The organism is Hyphomicrobium sp. ghe19, assembly GCF_902712875.1.
Lineage (GTDB): Bacteria > Pseudomonadota > Alphaproteobacteria > Rhizobiales > Hyphomicrobiaceae > Hyphomicrobium_B.
Genome location: NZ_LR743509.1, coordinates 963,973 through 977,574, shown reverse-complemented (window position 1 = coordinate 977,574; position 13,602 = coordinate 963,973). Strand labels below are relative to the sequence as shown.

The window sequence follows — 13,602 nt, the reverse complement described above, 5'->3', positions numbered from 1 at the left end:
GTGCTGTCGCCCGGAACGGACAAAAAAAGCTTTCAAAAAGAAAGTCTAAATCTGTCTGGCCTCCGCTCGCTCGACGTGCCAGCTACAGTGCGGAAAAGCGACAAAAGAAAGGCACGTTCAAGATGATCGAGGATGGAAAGAAGGCCCCTGATTTTAGCTTGCCTGATGACATCGGTGGAGAGGTTCGGCTTTCCAAATTGAAGGGCCGCCTGGTCGTCCTGTATTTCTATCCGAAGGACGACACTTCGGGTTGTACGCAGGAGGCAAAAGACTTCTCCTGCCTCGCCGGGGAATTCGCCGCCGCCGGAGCCGACGTCATCGGCATCTCTCCCGATAGCCCAAAGAGCCATCAGAAATTCAAAACCAAACATGACCTGTCGGTCCGGCTGCTCGCCGACGAGCAGAAGGAGACCGCGATCGCCTATGGCGTTTGGGTCGAGAAATCGATGTACGGCCGGAAATACATGGGCGTCGAACGATCGACCTTTCTCATCGACAAATCGGGAAAACTTCTCCGCAGCTGGCGCAAAGTCCGCGTTCCGGGGCATGCCGAAGAGGTCCTGGAGACGGTTAAAGCGCTCAAATCCTGATCAAAACGGTGCGAATGCGGGCACCGTTGATCTTCCGCCACACTTCTCCACCAAGAATAGGCCATCTGCAGCAATGCAGAGAGTTTCCGGTGGAAATTGTTACGCTCCACGGTGGATTGGGCCGCCAAAAATGCTACCCGAATCAAACGCGCTCGCCGCACGTTTGAATAATGTAATGCGTTGAGGCCGCTTCGGGCGCGGGTCGTTGCTTATGTTGTGTTAGAGGGGAAGACCATATGTTGCCTAATTTTCGCCGTACCGAGGCCGTTTCGCAGCCGACCGCCTCTGCCGCTGAAGCGAGCGCCGCACCGGCCTTCCAGCCGCGCCCCTTTCTGACCGTACCCCGCGCTGCCACGACCGAAGGACCCAAATCCGTTTCGGTGATTGGTACGGACCTGACCATAACCGGCAATCTCATCTGCAAGGGCGAAGTCCAAGTCGACGGCATCGTCGAGGGTGACATCCAAGGCAGCAACGTCGTCGTCGGCGAACACGCGACGGTCACCGGCAGCATCTCCGGTGAAGAAGTTATCGTCCGCGGCCACGTCGTCGGATCGGTACGCGGACGGCGCGTCATGCTGCAGACGACCAGCCAGGTCGAAGGCGATATTTTCCACCAGTCGCTGTCCATCGAGCAGGGCGCTCTCTTCGAAGGCAAGTCGCGCCGCACCAAGGAAGACCCGCGTACGATCGCGGCTCCGAAATCCGAGCCTATCGGCTTCGTCGTGCCGCCAAGGCTGCCGCCCGAACTTCCGAATTAATACCCGTCACTACCGACTAAACCCTCTCAAACCCCCCAAGGCCTTTCCCCCTAAAGGCCTTAACTCACCTTTCCGGCCGCCAGTTTGTAACTGTGAGTCGACGGCCGGGAAGGATTTCGAAAGCTCTCTCGCGACACGTCAGAACGATGATCTGCGGAACGCTGCTGGCGGCTGCAAGCTCCCCGCATACGGCCGCAAGACGCGCATCGTCCGAATAGGCCAGCGGATCGTCGACCACGAGAGGCACGCCCCGCCCGCTTTCGGCGAGTATTTCCGCAAACGTCAGGCGCACCAGGATCGAGAGCTGCTCGCGCGTGCCGTCGGAAAGCGCGGTGACGTTCTCGGCCCCTGCCGCACGCCGTAAGGCGTCGACAGCGAAGTCATCGCGGAATGTCAGCTCCGACGTCCCGAACACCCGTTCGAGATGCCGGCTGAGCCGCCGTGAGATCGGGGCCGAATAAGCTGCCTTCGCTTGGGCTTCGATAGCGGCGAGCGTCCGCTCCAAAAGCCGCAACGCTTCCGCCTCATGGCGAAGTCTCTGCGCCTCGGCTTCGGCGCGCTCGAGTTCGCCCTCGCGAGCCGCAAGTTCGCCCGCCCGGCCGCTTTCGTCGCTCGCCTGCTGCGCGCCCTTTGCGTGCGCAAGCCCATCCCGCAGGCGGACGATCTCGTTTCTGCGATTTTCTTCGGTCTTTCGGGCCGCAGCGATTGCGCCGTCGAGCTTGCGGAAGTCGTCATCGTCCATCGCCTGCGCGCTAAGCGCGTTGAACGTGAGACGAGCGTCCATGGCGACCGACTTCAGACGTTCGACGTCAGCTTCCGACGATGAGGCTTGATCTACAGCCGCCACCTCCGCCTCGATCTGCCTTATGTCGCTCGCGAGCACTTCCACCCCGCGTGGCGCGAGATCGGAGAACCGAGCGCGGACCGCGCCGAGATCCGCCTGCTTCTTCGTGCGTGCCCCAGCCCGTTCGCGCGCTTGTTCGGCTGTCGCAACGCCGATGCGCCTCAGCACGTCCTCGATTTCCCGCGTCGCCGCTTCGCTCTTCGCGCGAAGCTCCGCGCCGCGTGCAGCCTGCGCCGTCGAAATCGAAATCGCGGCGATCCCCGGAATGCGAATTTCGAGCGGCTCGACGACCGCGAAACTGCGGCTCTCTTGAAGCGGTGACCCGCCGATTTCGATACGCCCCCGGCCACCCTCTTCGACCGCGATATCGACCGTTGCGGCGTGCCCTGAAAGCTCCGCTTCGGCGACGGCACGTTCCTGTTCGAGAACGCCGAGCCGATCAATCACGCGCGGAAGCGCCGGATCGGCTTCGATCTCCGATGCCCACGTCGCAATCTGCCGGCTGAGTTCGAGTGCCGTGGCGTAGCCGGCGCGCTTCTGATCGAGCGATTCAGCCAATTTCTTGCGCGACGCCAGTGCGCCGAGCGCAGTGGCGTGTTCCGCTTCCCGCGCGCGCATTGCCTCCCGCGCAAGGTCCCGCTGAGACCGTGTTTCGATGGCCGCCGCACGCCGCGCCTCTAGTGCCACAGTCCCGGCACCAGATGCGTTCGATTGCGCCTCGGCTTCCAGCTCGCCGAGCCGCCTCGTCATCTCCACGATATCGTTGAGCCGCTGCTCTGCGGCCTGCGCGATGACGCGCGTCTCGTCGCGCTCCTTTTTGGCGTCGTCGCGAAGCTGCTGCGCGACGTAAAGCGGTCCGTCCTTCTTGATCCCGGCTCTCGACGGTGTCAGCAGCAGATCGAGCGCACGCTTGGTTCGATCGCGCACACCCTCGAAAGCCGCGTCGAATGCGGCCGTTTCGATTTCGCGGCCGATCACGTCCCTGAGAATGGCCCTCTCGCCGCGATCCTTCACTTTGCCAGCGGAATCAATGTCGGGCTCGGGCAGCGATAACGTCTGCTTCTGACGAACCCAGACCAAGCCGAAGCTCCCGGGAAGGTCGCTGCTTCTGCCGGTCAACTCAGCAAGGCGCTCTTCGGCCTCGGCGTTGCGCGCGATGATCGCCGCGGAATCGAGATCGCTCAAAAGGGCGCTCGCTCCCCGTCCGAATTGCTTGCGAATGCGCCAACGGCGATCCTGTGCTTCGAAGTCGACTTCGACCAGGGGCTCGCCTCCCCCGTACGGCCGCATCGCCTCAAGCGCGCCGCCGCTCACTTTGTGGCGCGTGAGAAATGCCGCTTCGAGCGCGTGGAACATCGTCGACTTTCCCATCTCGTTGGGTCCGCAGAGAACGTTCACGCCGTCGCTGAATGTTTCGATGGCAACCGGCTCGCCAAATCGTCTGAAAGCCGCGACGCGAAGGGCAAGGATCTTCACGGACCTGCCTCGCGCCGGCCTTCAGCCGCGAAGCCCGCCAGCCGAAGCAGCGCCGTTGCGGCAGCGTCTCGCTCCGGATTTGCCGGATCGGAACTCACCTGAGCCAGATGTCGTGCCGCGTCCAATAGCGACCCCGCAAGACCGAGGCTCTCGAAATCCGTCGAGCCGGACGTAACCGTCAGCGCTTTGTCGTCGATTTCGAACCGGCGCAGCCGCGCCGACCATTCTTCCCGCCACACATCGAGCGCCGCGCGATCCGCAAGCGAAAGATGACCGCCAAGAGCAAGCCGAAGCAAGGTCTTGCCGAGCGTCGGAGCCGCGCTCCGGACGTCACGCTCGATCGCGCCGAGATCGGCGGACGATTGAACGGTCCGGTCGAACTTCAGCCAAGTGAACTCCGCTGTGGGCACCTTATCGACCGCAACCAGCTGCGCGCCGTCGACCGTAACGACGAGGGCAAAGCCTGGCTCATTGTCGGGAAATTGATCCGGCTCCGGAGTCCCCGAATACCAAGTGTCCGCGGCAACGCGCGCCGCGCCATGCCAATCGCCCAGCGCCAGATACGCAAGCCCGGCCCTTTTCGCACGATCGGGCGCCAACCGCAGAGCCGCATCGTCGTCACTGCCGAAGCCGCGAACGGAGCCATGCGCGAGCCCGATGCGCGCGGCACCCGGCGGCGTCTGGGCCGCGTCCATCCATTCGGTGACATCGCGTCCGGGATCTTTCGACGTTACCGGCGACGGCAACAGCACCGCATCGCCGGCGAGCGCATGGGGCGTTGCACTGGAAAGCACCGAAACGTTCGGCGGCAAACCAAGTCGCGAGACCTGATCCCACACGCCGCTCAAGCGTAAGGGATCGTGATTGCCCGGCAGGAGCTGCCAAGTGACATCGCTTTCCTCGGCGAGTTGCGCGAGCGCACGCCGAATTTCGAGCGTCGCAATCAACTCGGAATCGAAAACGTCACCCGCAACGAGAACATGCCGCGCTCCACGCTCGCGCGCGATCTTTGCAAGCCGTCCGATAATTCCGAGCCGCGCAGCCGCCAGTTCGCCCGCGAGCCCCGGCTCAAAACGGCGAAACGGCTTTGCGAGGTGCCAGTCCGAGGAATGGATGAAGCGGAAGGTCATGGCGCGAGGTTTCGCCGCTTCGTCCGTCAACTTCAAGGCATCTCTGGGCGCGGCCATCTCTGGACGAGGACTGGGCGTGTGGATAACTTTGCCAGCACGCGCAGCTCAAGCCAGCACGCGCAGCCCAAGTCAGAGCGCGCGGCCCAAGAAGAGCAGCTGCCCGCTCGTTCCCGCGCGGGCGATCTCGGCGAACCCGTTCCGGTTGTAGAAGCTGATATTGGGCGACCCAGCCCCCGTGACGACGTGCACGCCCGGCGAGCCGTGAACCTTGGCGTCAGCGACGAAGCGATCCACCAACTGCCCGCCGATGCCGCGATTTCGAAAATCCGGCGCGATGTTCACATGCAGGTGCGCAGGGAATTTCTTCGTCTGCTCGCGAAGCGTTGTGAACAGCTCGATATCGGCAAAGCGAGGCGCCAGGGCCGGATCCTCGATGGCCCCGACGAGATAACCGGCGACCTCCCCCGACGGCCTTAGCGCCAGATACCCGAATTGCGGATCGTGCCGCAGATAGCGCCCCAGCCACCGCTCCCGGAACGCTGCCCGGACCGGCTCGCTCTCGAACGATTTCGTATTGCTCGATTCAAAGAAGATGGCGTCGATGCCGCGCTCGATTTCAGGCGTCGGACCGGCATCGAGCAAACGGTGGATGGTCACGGATTCGGACATTGCTCTCGCTTGTCACGCAATGGCGTTTGGACGAGGGCAACCCCGATAAAAACATCCCCCTGGCGAACGCATCTACCCGGCGGCGTCGACAGCTGCAACAAGTTGCCTGCGAAACGACGGAGGCAGATCGGCGGGAATTGCAACGGGCGTCGGCATCGACGTCGATGCCGTGTCGTTCGGTCTACTCACGGTCGCAGGAGCGGAACGCCGGTCTGCCGGATTGGCGCCGCCGTAGTTGGGGCTATAGGGCTGAGTGGGATCGTCCGGCATCGCGCGGATACGCTCCGACGGAGCCGCCTGCACAGGCAGACCGTCCGCTTCCATCTGAACAGTTGGCGCTTGCGCGACATAGGCCGGAGGCGGCGACCCTGCGTAATACGCTTCATTGTCCGTGGCGCATCCCGCCGCTGAAATCGCAACCGCTCCGGCCAGAAGCGGGAATAGGACCGCGCGCAGGACTTCAACCGGCCGTCGGCCGCTGGATAACGCGAACATGGAACACGCCTTCGACAACGCCACAAACGCGACAAACCTCAATGACTGTCCGGGATTGAAACATCTGGACGTTAATGCCGCCCTAACAGTTGCCCAGCTTTTGGAAGATCCACGAGAGGCCGGGTCCGCGCGGCGGCGGCCCTGCGCAGGCGGCCGGCTTGCGGAATGCGAGTCGCCTGCGCAAACAAAAAATTGCTCAGCGGGGAATAATGCCTGACGCGCTGATGCCGTTGAAAACAGACTGCATGGCAATTGCCGCGAGCAAAATGCCAAACACCCGGATAAGCACGCGTTGCGCCGTGACGCCGAGCAGGTGATTGAGCTCGTTCGCGAGAATGAGCAGCACGAGCGTTATCACCATTACCGCTGCGAGCGACGCCGTGACGATCGCAACGCCGAGCGGCTCGCCATGCGCGTTCGCCGTCAGCAAAATGCCAGCGCTCATTGCGCCCGGCCCCGCGATCAACGGTGTCGCTAGCGGAAAAACAGCGATATCATCCTTCGTCTGAGCCTCCGCGCCTTCGGGCGGCGTGAGCTTGATCGCGCCCCCCGGCCTCGCGAAAATCATGTCCAGGGCGATCAGCAGCAGGATAATTCCACCCGCAGCCTGCAACGCCGCGAGCGATACGCCGAGTTCACTCAGGATCGGATCGCCGAACAGCGTGAAAACCGCGAGAATGCACGATGCGATGAGCGTCGCACGAATGGCGATGCCTCGGCGCACGTCGTAAGGCATCTTCGGCGTCAGCGTCGCAAACAGCACCGCCGCTTCGATCGGTCCGATCGTCACGAAAAACGTCAGGAAGCTTTTGAGCGCCATCTCAACCATTGTCATGCGCCTCTAACGCCGCGACCGACAGACACCGAACCCAAACGCAAAGCTGCACAGCAACGCAGCGCTTTGCTCAACGCTCCGGCTACATATCCAAGCACTCGATTTGGCCGCCTGCTAACAATTAGAATTGGCCAACAATCAATATGGACATGGAACGAATCTCGCGTGATCATCGTCATTTCAGGGAGGGCGCCCAATCACCTAATTGAAAGGAGATTGCTAAGTGACCGAACGTGAAATGTCTTGCGACAATGGTTTTAAAGCCCAGCTCGCTGGGTTCAGTCTGACGACTGCCGAGATCCTTTATCGTCTTCCGGATCATCCGTCGCTCATCCAAAGCTATATCTGGCAGGAATACGACTCCGCGCCGCGCTTTCCAAAGCTCAAATCCTTTCTCGACTTCTGGACAGCAAAGCTCGAGGGCCAGCTCTACCGCGTGACCGTCGCGCATTCGAGGCTGGTGCACCCAGCAGAACTCAGATTGATCGGGACCGAATTTAAGCTGAACTAGGAAGCGAACTTCTCGCTAGAAACGGACCGCCTTTTCGAGTGCGGCGGCGCTAAGTTCGGAAACGGGGAACCGCGGGGCGTTGCGCGCGAACCCGACGAATTCAATCGTCGCCAAGCTTCCGCGGTCTGCGCGTGTCATGCGCTAGGTCAGTCCCTTCGGGATCAACCGCCGCGAACGGGCAAACCTGCCCACAAGCCACTTTACGAAAGCGTAAGTTCTGTTTCCCGCCGGCTTGGGTCTAGGTTCGAGGTTCACTGGGGATCCCCAAGGACTCCGAAACTCGAGGCAGCGCGAATGCGCTGCCTTTTTTATTTCACGGTCTTCACCGGGATCGTGACGACGATTGCAGTCCCCGGCGAGCGAGGTTCGACTTCGATCTTACTGCCGAGCTGCGCTGCGAGCATCCCCATAAGACGGTTACCGATGCCTGACTTTTCCGATTCCGGCCCGTCGCCCTGCCCCGCACCATTGTCTGCGACAACGAGCTTATAGACCTCTCCCGCCCGCCGAAAATCCACGACGATGCTGCCGTCCCGTTGGCCGGGAAAAGCGTGCTTGGTGGCATTGGTGACGGATTCGTTGATAATCAGCCCGAGCGGAACTGCCTTTTCCAAACTGACCGAGTGGCTCTCAGCGTTGCACTCGATTGCAATGGGGCGCATCGCGAGTCGCGACAGCCTGAGGTCAGCGCACAATTCGCCGATGTAGGATTTCGTATCGACCACCACGTGATCGTCGCGAAGCTCCAAACGGCGATGCACCCGAGCAATCGTCTGTACGCGCTCGGCCGCGGACACCAGCGCCTCCTTCGCTTCTTCGCTCGCCGTCCGCGCTTGCAAGTTCAGCAGCGTCACGACGTTTGCGAAATCATTCCGCGTACGGTGAGAAAGCTCGTTGAGCAGCAGATTGCGTTCCCGCACCGCCTCGCTCGCCGTTTCATGCTGGATCGCCAGTGACACCAGACCGGCATGCAAAGCCTCGACGACTGACGAGATGGCAAATCCAATAACGACGAACAATGCCACAGCCGCCTGGTCTGAAGGGTTGACGACGGCAAACGAATGGCGCGGGTATAAAAAATAATACGAAACCGCCAGAGCGCTGAGCGCCGTCGCGAAAAAGCCATTGCCCCGATCAAGCAACGCGCCGCAGACAAAAATCACAGGGATGAACGCCAGGAACGGATAGCGATCGCCCGCCTCTTCGCCGAACGTCATCTGCAACCAGACGGTCAAGGCGACGAGTACCACGGTCGCTACATAGCGAACTGCAACCGGCATCCTCCGCGAAGCATGGGCGGTCCGGTGAACTGTCGAAATCCATCCTTGCATGGGCACAAAACGCGCCTCGGCAAGAATTGTTCAAAAGACATCGATAACCCAGAAGTTTCGCCACCTTGGCTAACATTACCCCAAGATCGCGGCCCTCCCTGGCGTTGGCCGCATCAGCCTCCGCTCGCGGTTGGCGACCCTTCCGCTGGAAACAGCCCTCAAGCCGCCTTCCTCGATCCTGAGTGGGCGTGAAGTTGCTTTATTGGCGCACTTCGAGTAGGGTCGCGACACACTATTCGGCAGTTCAATCGGCCTCGCCAAGAACAGCCCGAGGCACCGCCGGCATAATTGGAGCTGACGCCCACCGAGGCCGGCAGCGCAGAAGTCGCAAGCAGACATCGCGGCTTAACCGATAGAGACGCATATTCGCCGCACGATCTGGAGCAACACGCTGTCCAGCAGCCGGCGTTCACGATGACTTATCCGAAAATACTCGAGTAACCGGACGACCAATTTCAACACGGTGTGCATCTCGCTTTGCGGGTGCTCGAAAAGCACCAACCAACCCCAGCGAGGATCCGACAAATGTCCACCAGCGCAGCTCAGATGCATGCGGCACGCGGCACAAAACACACGTGCAGCAACGACGAATGCGGCGAACGCTTTTATGATCTCAACCGCTCGCCAACGGATTGCCCCTATTGCGGCGTCACTTTCGAGCCGATGGCCGCCAGCGCCCGCCACACCTTCGAAATGGAAGTCGGCAAGCGCACCCGCGGCAAGGTCTATAAGCTGACCCAAGCCGCTCCGGAGGCTGAGGAAGCAGAAGCTGGCGTCGAAACCGACATCGACGTCGAGGAAACCGAGGATGACAGTGCCGACGCGGCGAACATCCTCATCGAAGACGACGACACCGAGCCGACGACCGACGACGTCATCGACCCGGCCCTCACCAGCGACGAAACCTAAGCGCTCACATTCGTCCTTCGGCGATGCCACACCGGATCGCCGAAGGACCTCTCCACTCGCAAATCGGGCAACCCCGGCAAAACAAAAAAGAACGTGACGCTCCGTACGCTCTCTGGGCATAAGGGGCCCGAGGAATTGCGCCTTCGTCTCGGCAGATTTTTTGCCGAAAAGTTGGAGGCAGTTCCAGGCACCACCGGAGGACGAATGCAGCGCTGGCTTTTTCTGATTTTGATTGGACTGATCTCTCCCGCAAGCGCCGCGTCGATTGACCAATCCCTGCTCAAGCTCGATCCGGAGGAGCGCGCGCATCAGGCCTGCATCCTGAAGGGCATCGACGATATCAAGCGCTCGAAGAAGTTGCGGCACGTCGATCGCGTGAAAACGAGCATCCTCTCGCGTGCAAAATTCGACGGCACGACGGTCGTCGCGAACGGCGGCGCCGTCCGCGCCAACAATCATTGGTATCAGCTGAAGTTCACGTGCGCCGTCACGAATGAGCAAATGAAGGCGACGTCGTTCACCTATGAAGTCGGTCCCGAAATTCCCGAAAGCGAATGGGAAGACCTCGGCCTTTGGAAGTGACCTTCCCCAAGCGACGGCGCATAGCGGCGATTGTGGAGTGAAATCTGTCCATCACGATCTATCACAACCCCAGTTGTGGAACGTCGCGCAACACGCTTGCGATCATTCGCCAAAGCGGCGCGGAACCGCGCGTCATTGAGTATCTGAAAACGCCGCCCAGCCGTGATGAACTCCGAGCGCTCATCCGCGCGATGGGCATCTCGGCCCGTGATCTGCTTCGCCGGAAGGGTACCCCATACGAGCAGCTTGGCCTCCACGATCCGAAATGGACCGACGATCAGCTGATCGGCATCATGCTGGAGCACCCGATCCTCATCAATCGCCCGATCGTCGTAACGCCGCTCGGCACCCGCCTTTGCCGGCCATCCGAAACAGTGCTCGACATCCTTCCCAACGCTGACATCGGCGCATTCACAAAGGAAGACGGCGAAATCATCCCAGCGCGCGAAAAGAAATAACCCACATTACGAGCTTGTGCGCGGCGTGCCCACCAACGGTCGCTCGAGCAGCGCGCTCGATTTTCATACTGGCCTGCGCGCGACCTTCCCTCATCCTCGAACGCGCAATCTCCCCTCTCCTTCCGCGCCAAAGTTCAACCCGCTTCTGTCGGCCCAGAGATGCGACGAACGCGGCTGCGGCATTGCTCGGTACAGTTTGATCTGCGGTCGCAACGGTTGATTAATTTGAATTGAATCGAACCCGCGCGCGCACTCCGTTTCAACGTCATAAGCATTTGGCGTCCGTGCTCTTCGAGCCGAGCTTCACCGTATTCGAGTCAATTGGACGGACCCGATTGGATCGACATGGCGACGTTGTATTCCGGGAGACTGGAGCAGCGTTGTACCGCCGATATTTCAATAGCGTCCTTCTCACCGGACGGAAGGCGGGCCCATTTTTCCCGCCGGAATGGTTCGACTGAACAGGAGTTATTCCATGTTCGATTTTCAAAAACTCAGCATACTGCCACTCATTGCAGCATCCGCGCTCGCGCTCCCGGCACTCTCCGCCTCTCCAGCGCACGCCCAATCCCATCCCAACATCGTCGTCATCATGGGCGACGACATAGGCATGTGGAACATCGGCGCTTACCACAGGGGACTGATGGCCGGGCGAACGCCGAACCTCGACAAGATGGCCAAGGAAGGCATGCTGTTTACGGACTATTATGCCGAGGCGAGTTGCACGGCGGGTCGCGCTAATTTCATCACCGGCGAACTCCCGATACGCACCGGCATGACGACGGTCGGCCAAGCGGGCGCTGCGATCGGCCTCCCTGCCGAGGCCATCACTATCGCAACAGCGTTGAAATCGATGGGCTACGCCACAGGCCAATTCGGCAAGAACCACCTGGGCGACAGGAACGAGTTCCTCCCCACCGTCCACGGCTTCGATGAATTCTTCGGCTACTTGTATCATCTCGATGCGATGGAAGATCCCGCCCATCCCAACTATCCGCAGAACCTGCTGAACGTCGTCGGCCCGCGCAACATGGTCCACAGCTGGGCGACCGACGTTGACGACCAGACCGAGATGCCGCGTTGGGGCAAGATCGGCAAGCAGCGGATCGAAGACGCCGGCACGCTCTATCCCAAGCGCATGGAAACGGTCGACAACGAGATCCGCGACCTTGCGATAAACTTCATGGATAAAGCCAAAAAGGACGGCAAGCCGTTCTTCGTCTGGCTCAACCCGACGCGCATGCACATCGTCACCCATCTCTCTCCCAAATACGAGGCGATGCGCAATTCCGAGAATGGCTGGTCGGAGGAAGAAGCGGGCATGGCGCAGCTCGACGACGACGTCGGGCTCGTGATGCAGAAGCTAAAGGACCTGGGCGTCGACGATAACACCATCGTCGTCTTCACGACCGACAACGGCACCGAAGTTTTCACGTGGCCCGATGGCGGTCAAACGCCGTTCGCGCAGTCGAAGGGAACCGTTCTCGAAGGCGGCTTCCGCGTGCCCGCGATCGCTCGCTGGCCCGGCCATGTTCCGGCAGACTCCGTGCAGAACGGAATTTTTTCCGGCCTCGACTGGTTTCCGACGTTCGTCGCCGCCGCCGGCAATCCGAACATCACGGAGGAATTGCTGAAGGGTAAGCAGATCGGCGACCGGACGTACAAGAACCATCTGGACGGCTACAACCAGCTCGATTGCATCTCCGGCAAGGGACCCTCCGCGCGTCACGAGATTTTCTATCTCGGCGAAAGTACGGTCGGCGCGGTGCGTATCGACGACTACAAGTTCCGCTTCATCGATCAGCCCCAAGGTTGGGTAGGGCAAAAAACGCACCCCGATATCCCCTACATCACCAACCTGCGCCTCGATCCGTTCGAACGCACAGGCTGGCCGGAGAGCGGGACGAAAGAAGGCGGACAGCAATACTTTGATTGGTTCAAGTATCAGTTCTGGCGCTTCGTGTTCGTCCAGCAGATGGTCCAGAAGGAACTTCAGACGTTCCTCGACTTCCCGCCGATGCAGCGAGGCGCGAGCTTCAACCTAGACGCCGTCAAAGCGGAAATGCAGAAGCGGATGGAGCAGGCCGAAGCCGCAAGCAAAGGCACCGGACAGTGACGCAGCCAACGCGATCGGCAGCTCCGCGGAGCGGAGCCGCCGATCGCAAAGCAAGAACCATTAATTCTGCGTCTTGGCGGCCGCCGCTGAATTGTCGGCCTTCGCTGGAGCCGGTGTCCCGCTGGACTTGTCGGCCGCAGCCGCTGGCGTCGTCGCAGCCGAAGAGCCGGCCGCCGATTTCCCTTTCAAGTCTTTTTTGCACTGAGCGCGAAATTTGACACGCTCCTTGCCGTGCAAGCCCTTTGCGTCGGCCTGCTTCGAGCATTCGATCGACTCGGGCGTCTTCGGCTTGGATTTCGAATCCGCAGCGAAGGCCCCACTCGATGTGGCCGCAATCGCAACGGCCGCCAGCATTATCGTCAAAGATTTCATCTCGTAATTCCTTTAGCTCTTTTCAGATCATTTACGTTGCACGGCTCGTCAATTCCACCACCCTTGCCGCGAGCGGTAGTCTTCACTGAGGTCTTCGCGGTCGTGACGAATGTCCGTCACGTCTCGATTGAACTTTTGCTCCGCCCCTCGAAGCTCGACGGCCTCTTCACGGGCATTGTCGCTAGCCTCATGAGCGGCCCAGATTTCGCCGTGCAACCACGCCCAACGCGCATGGCGGCGCGCATCGCTGAGCTGTTGACGTTCTTCATCGATATGGCGCTCATCGCGCGCGATTGCGGCGCGATCCTGGCGAACATCGTTCCAATCTGTGCGGATGTGGGAATTGTACTCATAAGCGTAAGCCGTAGACATCGCCGTTGCGGTGATACCGGCGGCGACAGCGATAGCGGGGAAAATCCTATTCACGACACTCTCTCCATGGAGATGCGTTGAATGCGTTACCTCAGCGGCGTACTCGAGCTTTTGCTTTTCCGGATTATTGAAACGCGATGCCACCCGACGC

The 13,602-nt window shown here is 60.7% G+C and carries 15 protein-coding genes; 7 read left to right on the top strand and 8 right to left on the bottom strand.

The features are described 5' to 3' along the window. The first annotated feature begins 122 nt into the window (after positions 1-122). Both AACL53_RS04595 and AACL53_RS04590 read left to right on the top strand, forming a co-directional pair. A complete protein-coding gene (locus tag AACL53_RS04595) occupies positions 123-590 on the top strand; it encodes a peroxiredoxin (protein WP_339082952.1) in 468 nt (155 codons plus the stop codon). Between the two features lie 236 nt (positions 591-826). Beyond that, on the top strand, positions 827-1,351 hold the full coding sequence (locus AACL53_RS04590; protein ID WP_339082950.1) for a polymer-forming cytoskeletal protein: 525 nt from the start codon (positions 827-829) through the stop codon (positions 1,349-1,351). Between the two features lie 64 nt (positions 1,352-1,415). On the opposite strand, the gene AACL53_RS04585 is transcribed toward AACL53_RS04590, so the two are convergent. From AACL53_RS04585 to AACL53_RS04565, 5 genes are all read right to left on the bottom strand, one after another. After that, a complete protein-coding gene (locus AACL53_RS04585; RefSeq protein ID WP_339082949.1) occupies positions 1,416-3,671 on the bottom strand; it encodes an ATP-binding protein in 2,256 nt (751 codons plus the stop codon). Next, a complete protein-coding gene (locus AACL53_RS04580; protein ID WP_339082947.1) occupies positions 3,668-4,837 on the bottom strand; it encodes a metallophosphoesterase in 1,170 nt (389 codons plus the stop codon). Before AACL53_RS04580 ends, AACL53_RS04585 begins: the two co-directional genes overlap by 4 nt. 93 nt (positions 4,838-4,930) lie before the next feature. After that, the gene (locus tag AACL53_RS04575) at positions 4,931-5,470 is read right to left on the bottom strand and encodes a GNAT family N-acetyltransferase (RefSeq protein WP_339082944.1); all 540 of its coding nucleotides are present in this window, start codon (positions 5,468-5,470) and stop codon (positions 4,931-4,933) included. Between the two features lie 72 nt (positions 5,471-5,542). Continuing rightward, complete coding sequence (locus AACL53_RS04570) at positions 5,543-5,965, bottom strand: adhesin (protein ID WP_339082942.1); 423 nt, start codon at positions 5,963-5,965, stop codon at positions 5,543-5,545. Positions 5,966-6,161: 196 nt separating this feature from the next. Next, positions 6,162-6,800, bottom strand: a complete 639-nt coding sequence (locus tag AACL53_RS04565; protein ID WP_339082940.1) for a MarC family protein — start codon at positions 6,798-6,800, stop codon at positions 6,162-6,164. A 238-nt stretch (positions 6,801-7,038) separates the two neighbouring features. On the opposite strand from AACL53_RS04565, the gene AACL53_RS04560 reads away from it, so the two are divergent. Next, entirely contained in the window at positions 7,039-7,311 is a 273-nt protein-coding gene (locus AACL53_RS04560; RefSeq protein ID WP_339086881.1) for an usg protein, read from the top strand. A gap of 308 nt (positions 7,312-7,619) precedes the next feature. On the opposite strand, the gene AACL53_RS04555 is transcribed toward AACL53_RS04560, so the two are convergent. Next, on the bottom strand, positions 7,620-8,591 hold the full coding sequence (locus tag AACL53_RS04555; RefSeq protein ID WP_339082938.1) for a DUF4118 domain-containing protein: 972 nt from the start codon (positions 8,589-8,591) through the stop codon (positions 7,620-7,622). Between the two features lie 576 nt (positions 8,592-9,167). On the opposite strand from AACL53_RS04555, the gene AACL53_RS04550 reads away from it, so the two are divergent. The 4 genes from AACL53_RS04550 (at position 9,168) to AACL53_RS04535 (ending at position 12,707) form a co-directional block, all read left to right on the top strand. After that, positions 9,168-9,551: a TIGR02300 family protein gene (locus tag AACL53_RS04550; RefSeq protein ID WP_339082936.1), complete on the top strand. Its 384-nt coding sequence runs from the start codon at positions 9,168-9,170 to the stop codon at positions 9,549-9,551. Positions 9,552-9,755: 204 nt separating this feature from the next. Further along, the gene (locus AACL53_RS04545; RefSeq protein WP_339082934.1) at positions 9,756-10,133 is read left to right on the top strand and encodes a DUF930 domain-containing protein; all 378 of its coding nucleotides are present in this window, start codon (positions 9,756-9,758) and stop codon (positions 10,131-10,133) included. Between the two features lie 44 nt (positions 10,134-10,177). Continuing rightward, positions 10,178-10,591, top strand: a complete 414-nt coding sequence (gene arsC, locus AACL53_RS04540) for an arsenate reductase (glutaredoxin) (protein WP_339086879.1) — start codon at positions 10,178-10,180, stop codon at positions 10,589-10,591. Between the two features lie 475 nt (positions 10,592-11,066). Next, a complete protein-coding gene (locus tag AACL53_RS04535) occupies positions 11,067-12,707 on the top strand; it encodes an arylsulfatase (protein WP_339082932.1) in 1,641 nt (546 codons plus the stop codon). Between the two features lie 60 nt (positions 12,708-12,767). Here the strand turns inward: AACL53_RS04535 and AACL53_RS04530 are convergent, their stop codons facing one another. Both AACL53_RS04530 and AACL53_RS04525 read right to left on the bottom strand, forming a co-directional pair. Beyond that, a complete protein-coding gene (locus AACL53_RS04530) occupies positions 12,768-13,079 on the bottom strand; it encodes a phosphate starvation-inducible protein PsiF (protein ID WP_339082930.1) in 312 nt (103 codons plus the stop codon). Between the two features lie 48 nt (positions 13,080-13,127). Then, complete coding sequence (locus AACL53_RS04525) at positions 13,128-13,505, bottom strand: hypothetical protein (protein WP_339082928.1); 378 nt, start codon at positions 13,503-13,505, stop codon at positions 13,128-13,130. Positions 13,506-13,602 lie beyond the last annotated feature (97 nt).

Coding starts and splice junctions, on each gene's coding strand:
- AACL53_RS04595 (WP_339082952.1), top strand. CDS start 123: ATGATCGAGGATGGAAAGAAGGCCCCTGATTTTAGCTTGCCTGATGAC.
- AACL53_RS04590 (WP_339082950.1), top strand. CDS start 827: ATGTTGCCTAATTTTCGCCGTACCGAGGCCGTTTCGCAGCCGACCGCC.
- AACL53_RS04575 (WP_339082944.1), bottom strand. CDS start 5,470: ATGTCCGAATCCGTGACCATCCACCGTTTGCTCGATGCCGGTCCGACG.
- AACL53_RS04570 (WP_339082942.1), bottom strand. CDS start 5,965: ATGTTCGCGTTATCCAGCGGCCGACGGCCGGTTGAAGTCCTGCGCGCG.
- AACL53_RS04565 (WP_339082940.1), bottom strand. CDS start 6,800: ATGACAATGGTTGAGATGGCGCTCAAAAGCTTCCTGACGTTTTTCGTG.
- AACL53_RS04560 (WP_339086881.1), top strand. CDS start 7,039: ATGTCTTGCGACAATGGTTTTAAAGCCCAGCTCGCTGGGTTCAGTCTG.
- AACL53_RS04555 (WP_339082938.1), bottom strand. CDS start 8,591: ATGCCGGTTGCAGTTCGCTATGTAGCGACCGTGGTACTCGTCGCCTTG.
- AACL53_RS04550 (WP_339082936.1), top strand. CDS start 9,168: ATGTCCACCAGCGCAGCTCAGATGCATGCGGCACGCGGCACAAAACAC.
- AACL53_RS04545 (WP_339082934.1), top strand. CDS start 9,756: ATGCAGCGCTGGCTTTTTCTGATTTTGATTGGACTGATCTCTCCCGCA.
- AACL53_RS04535 (WP_339082932.1), top strand. CDS start 11,067: ATGTTCGATTTTCAAAAACTCAGCATACTGCCACTCATTGCAGCATCC.
- AACL53_RS04530 (WP_339082930.1), bottom strand. CDS start 13,079: ATGAAATCTTTGACGATAATGCTGGCGGCCGTTGCGATTGCGGCCACA.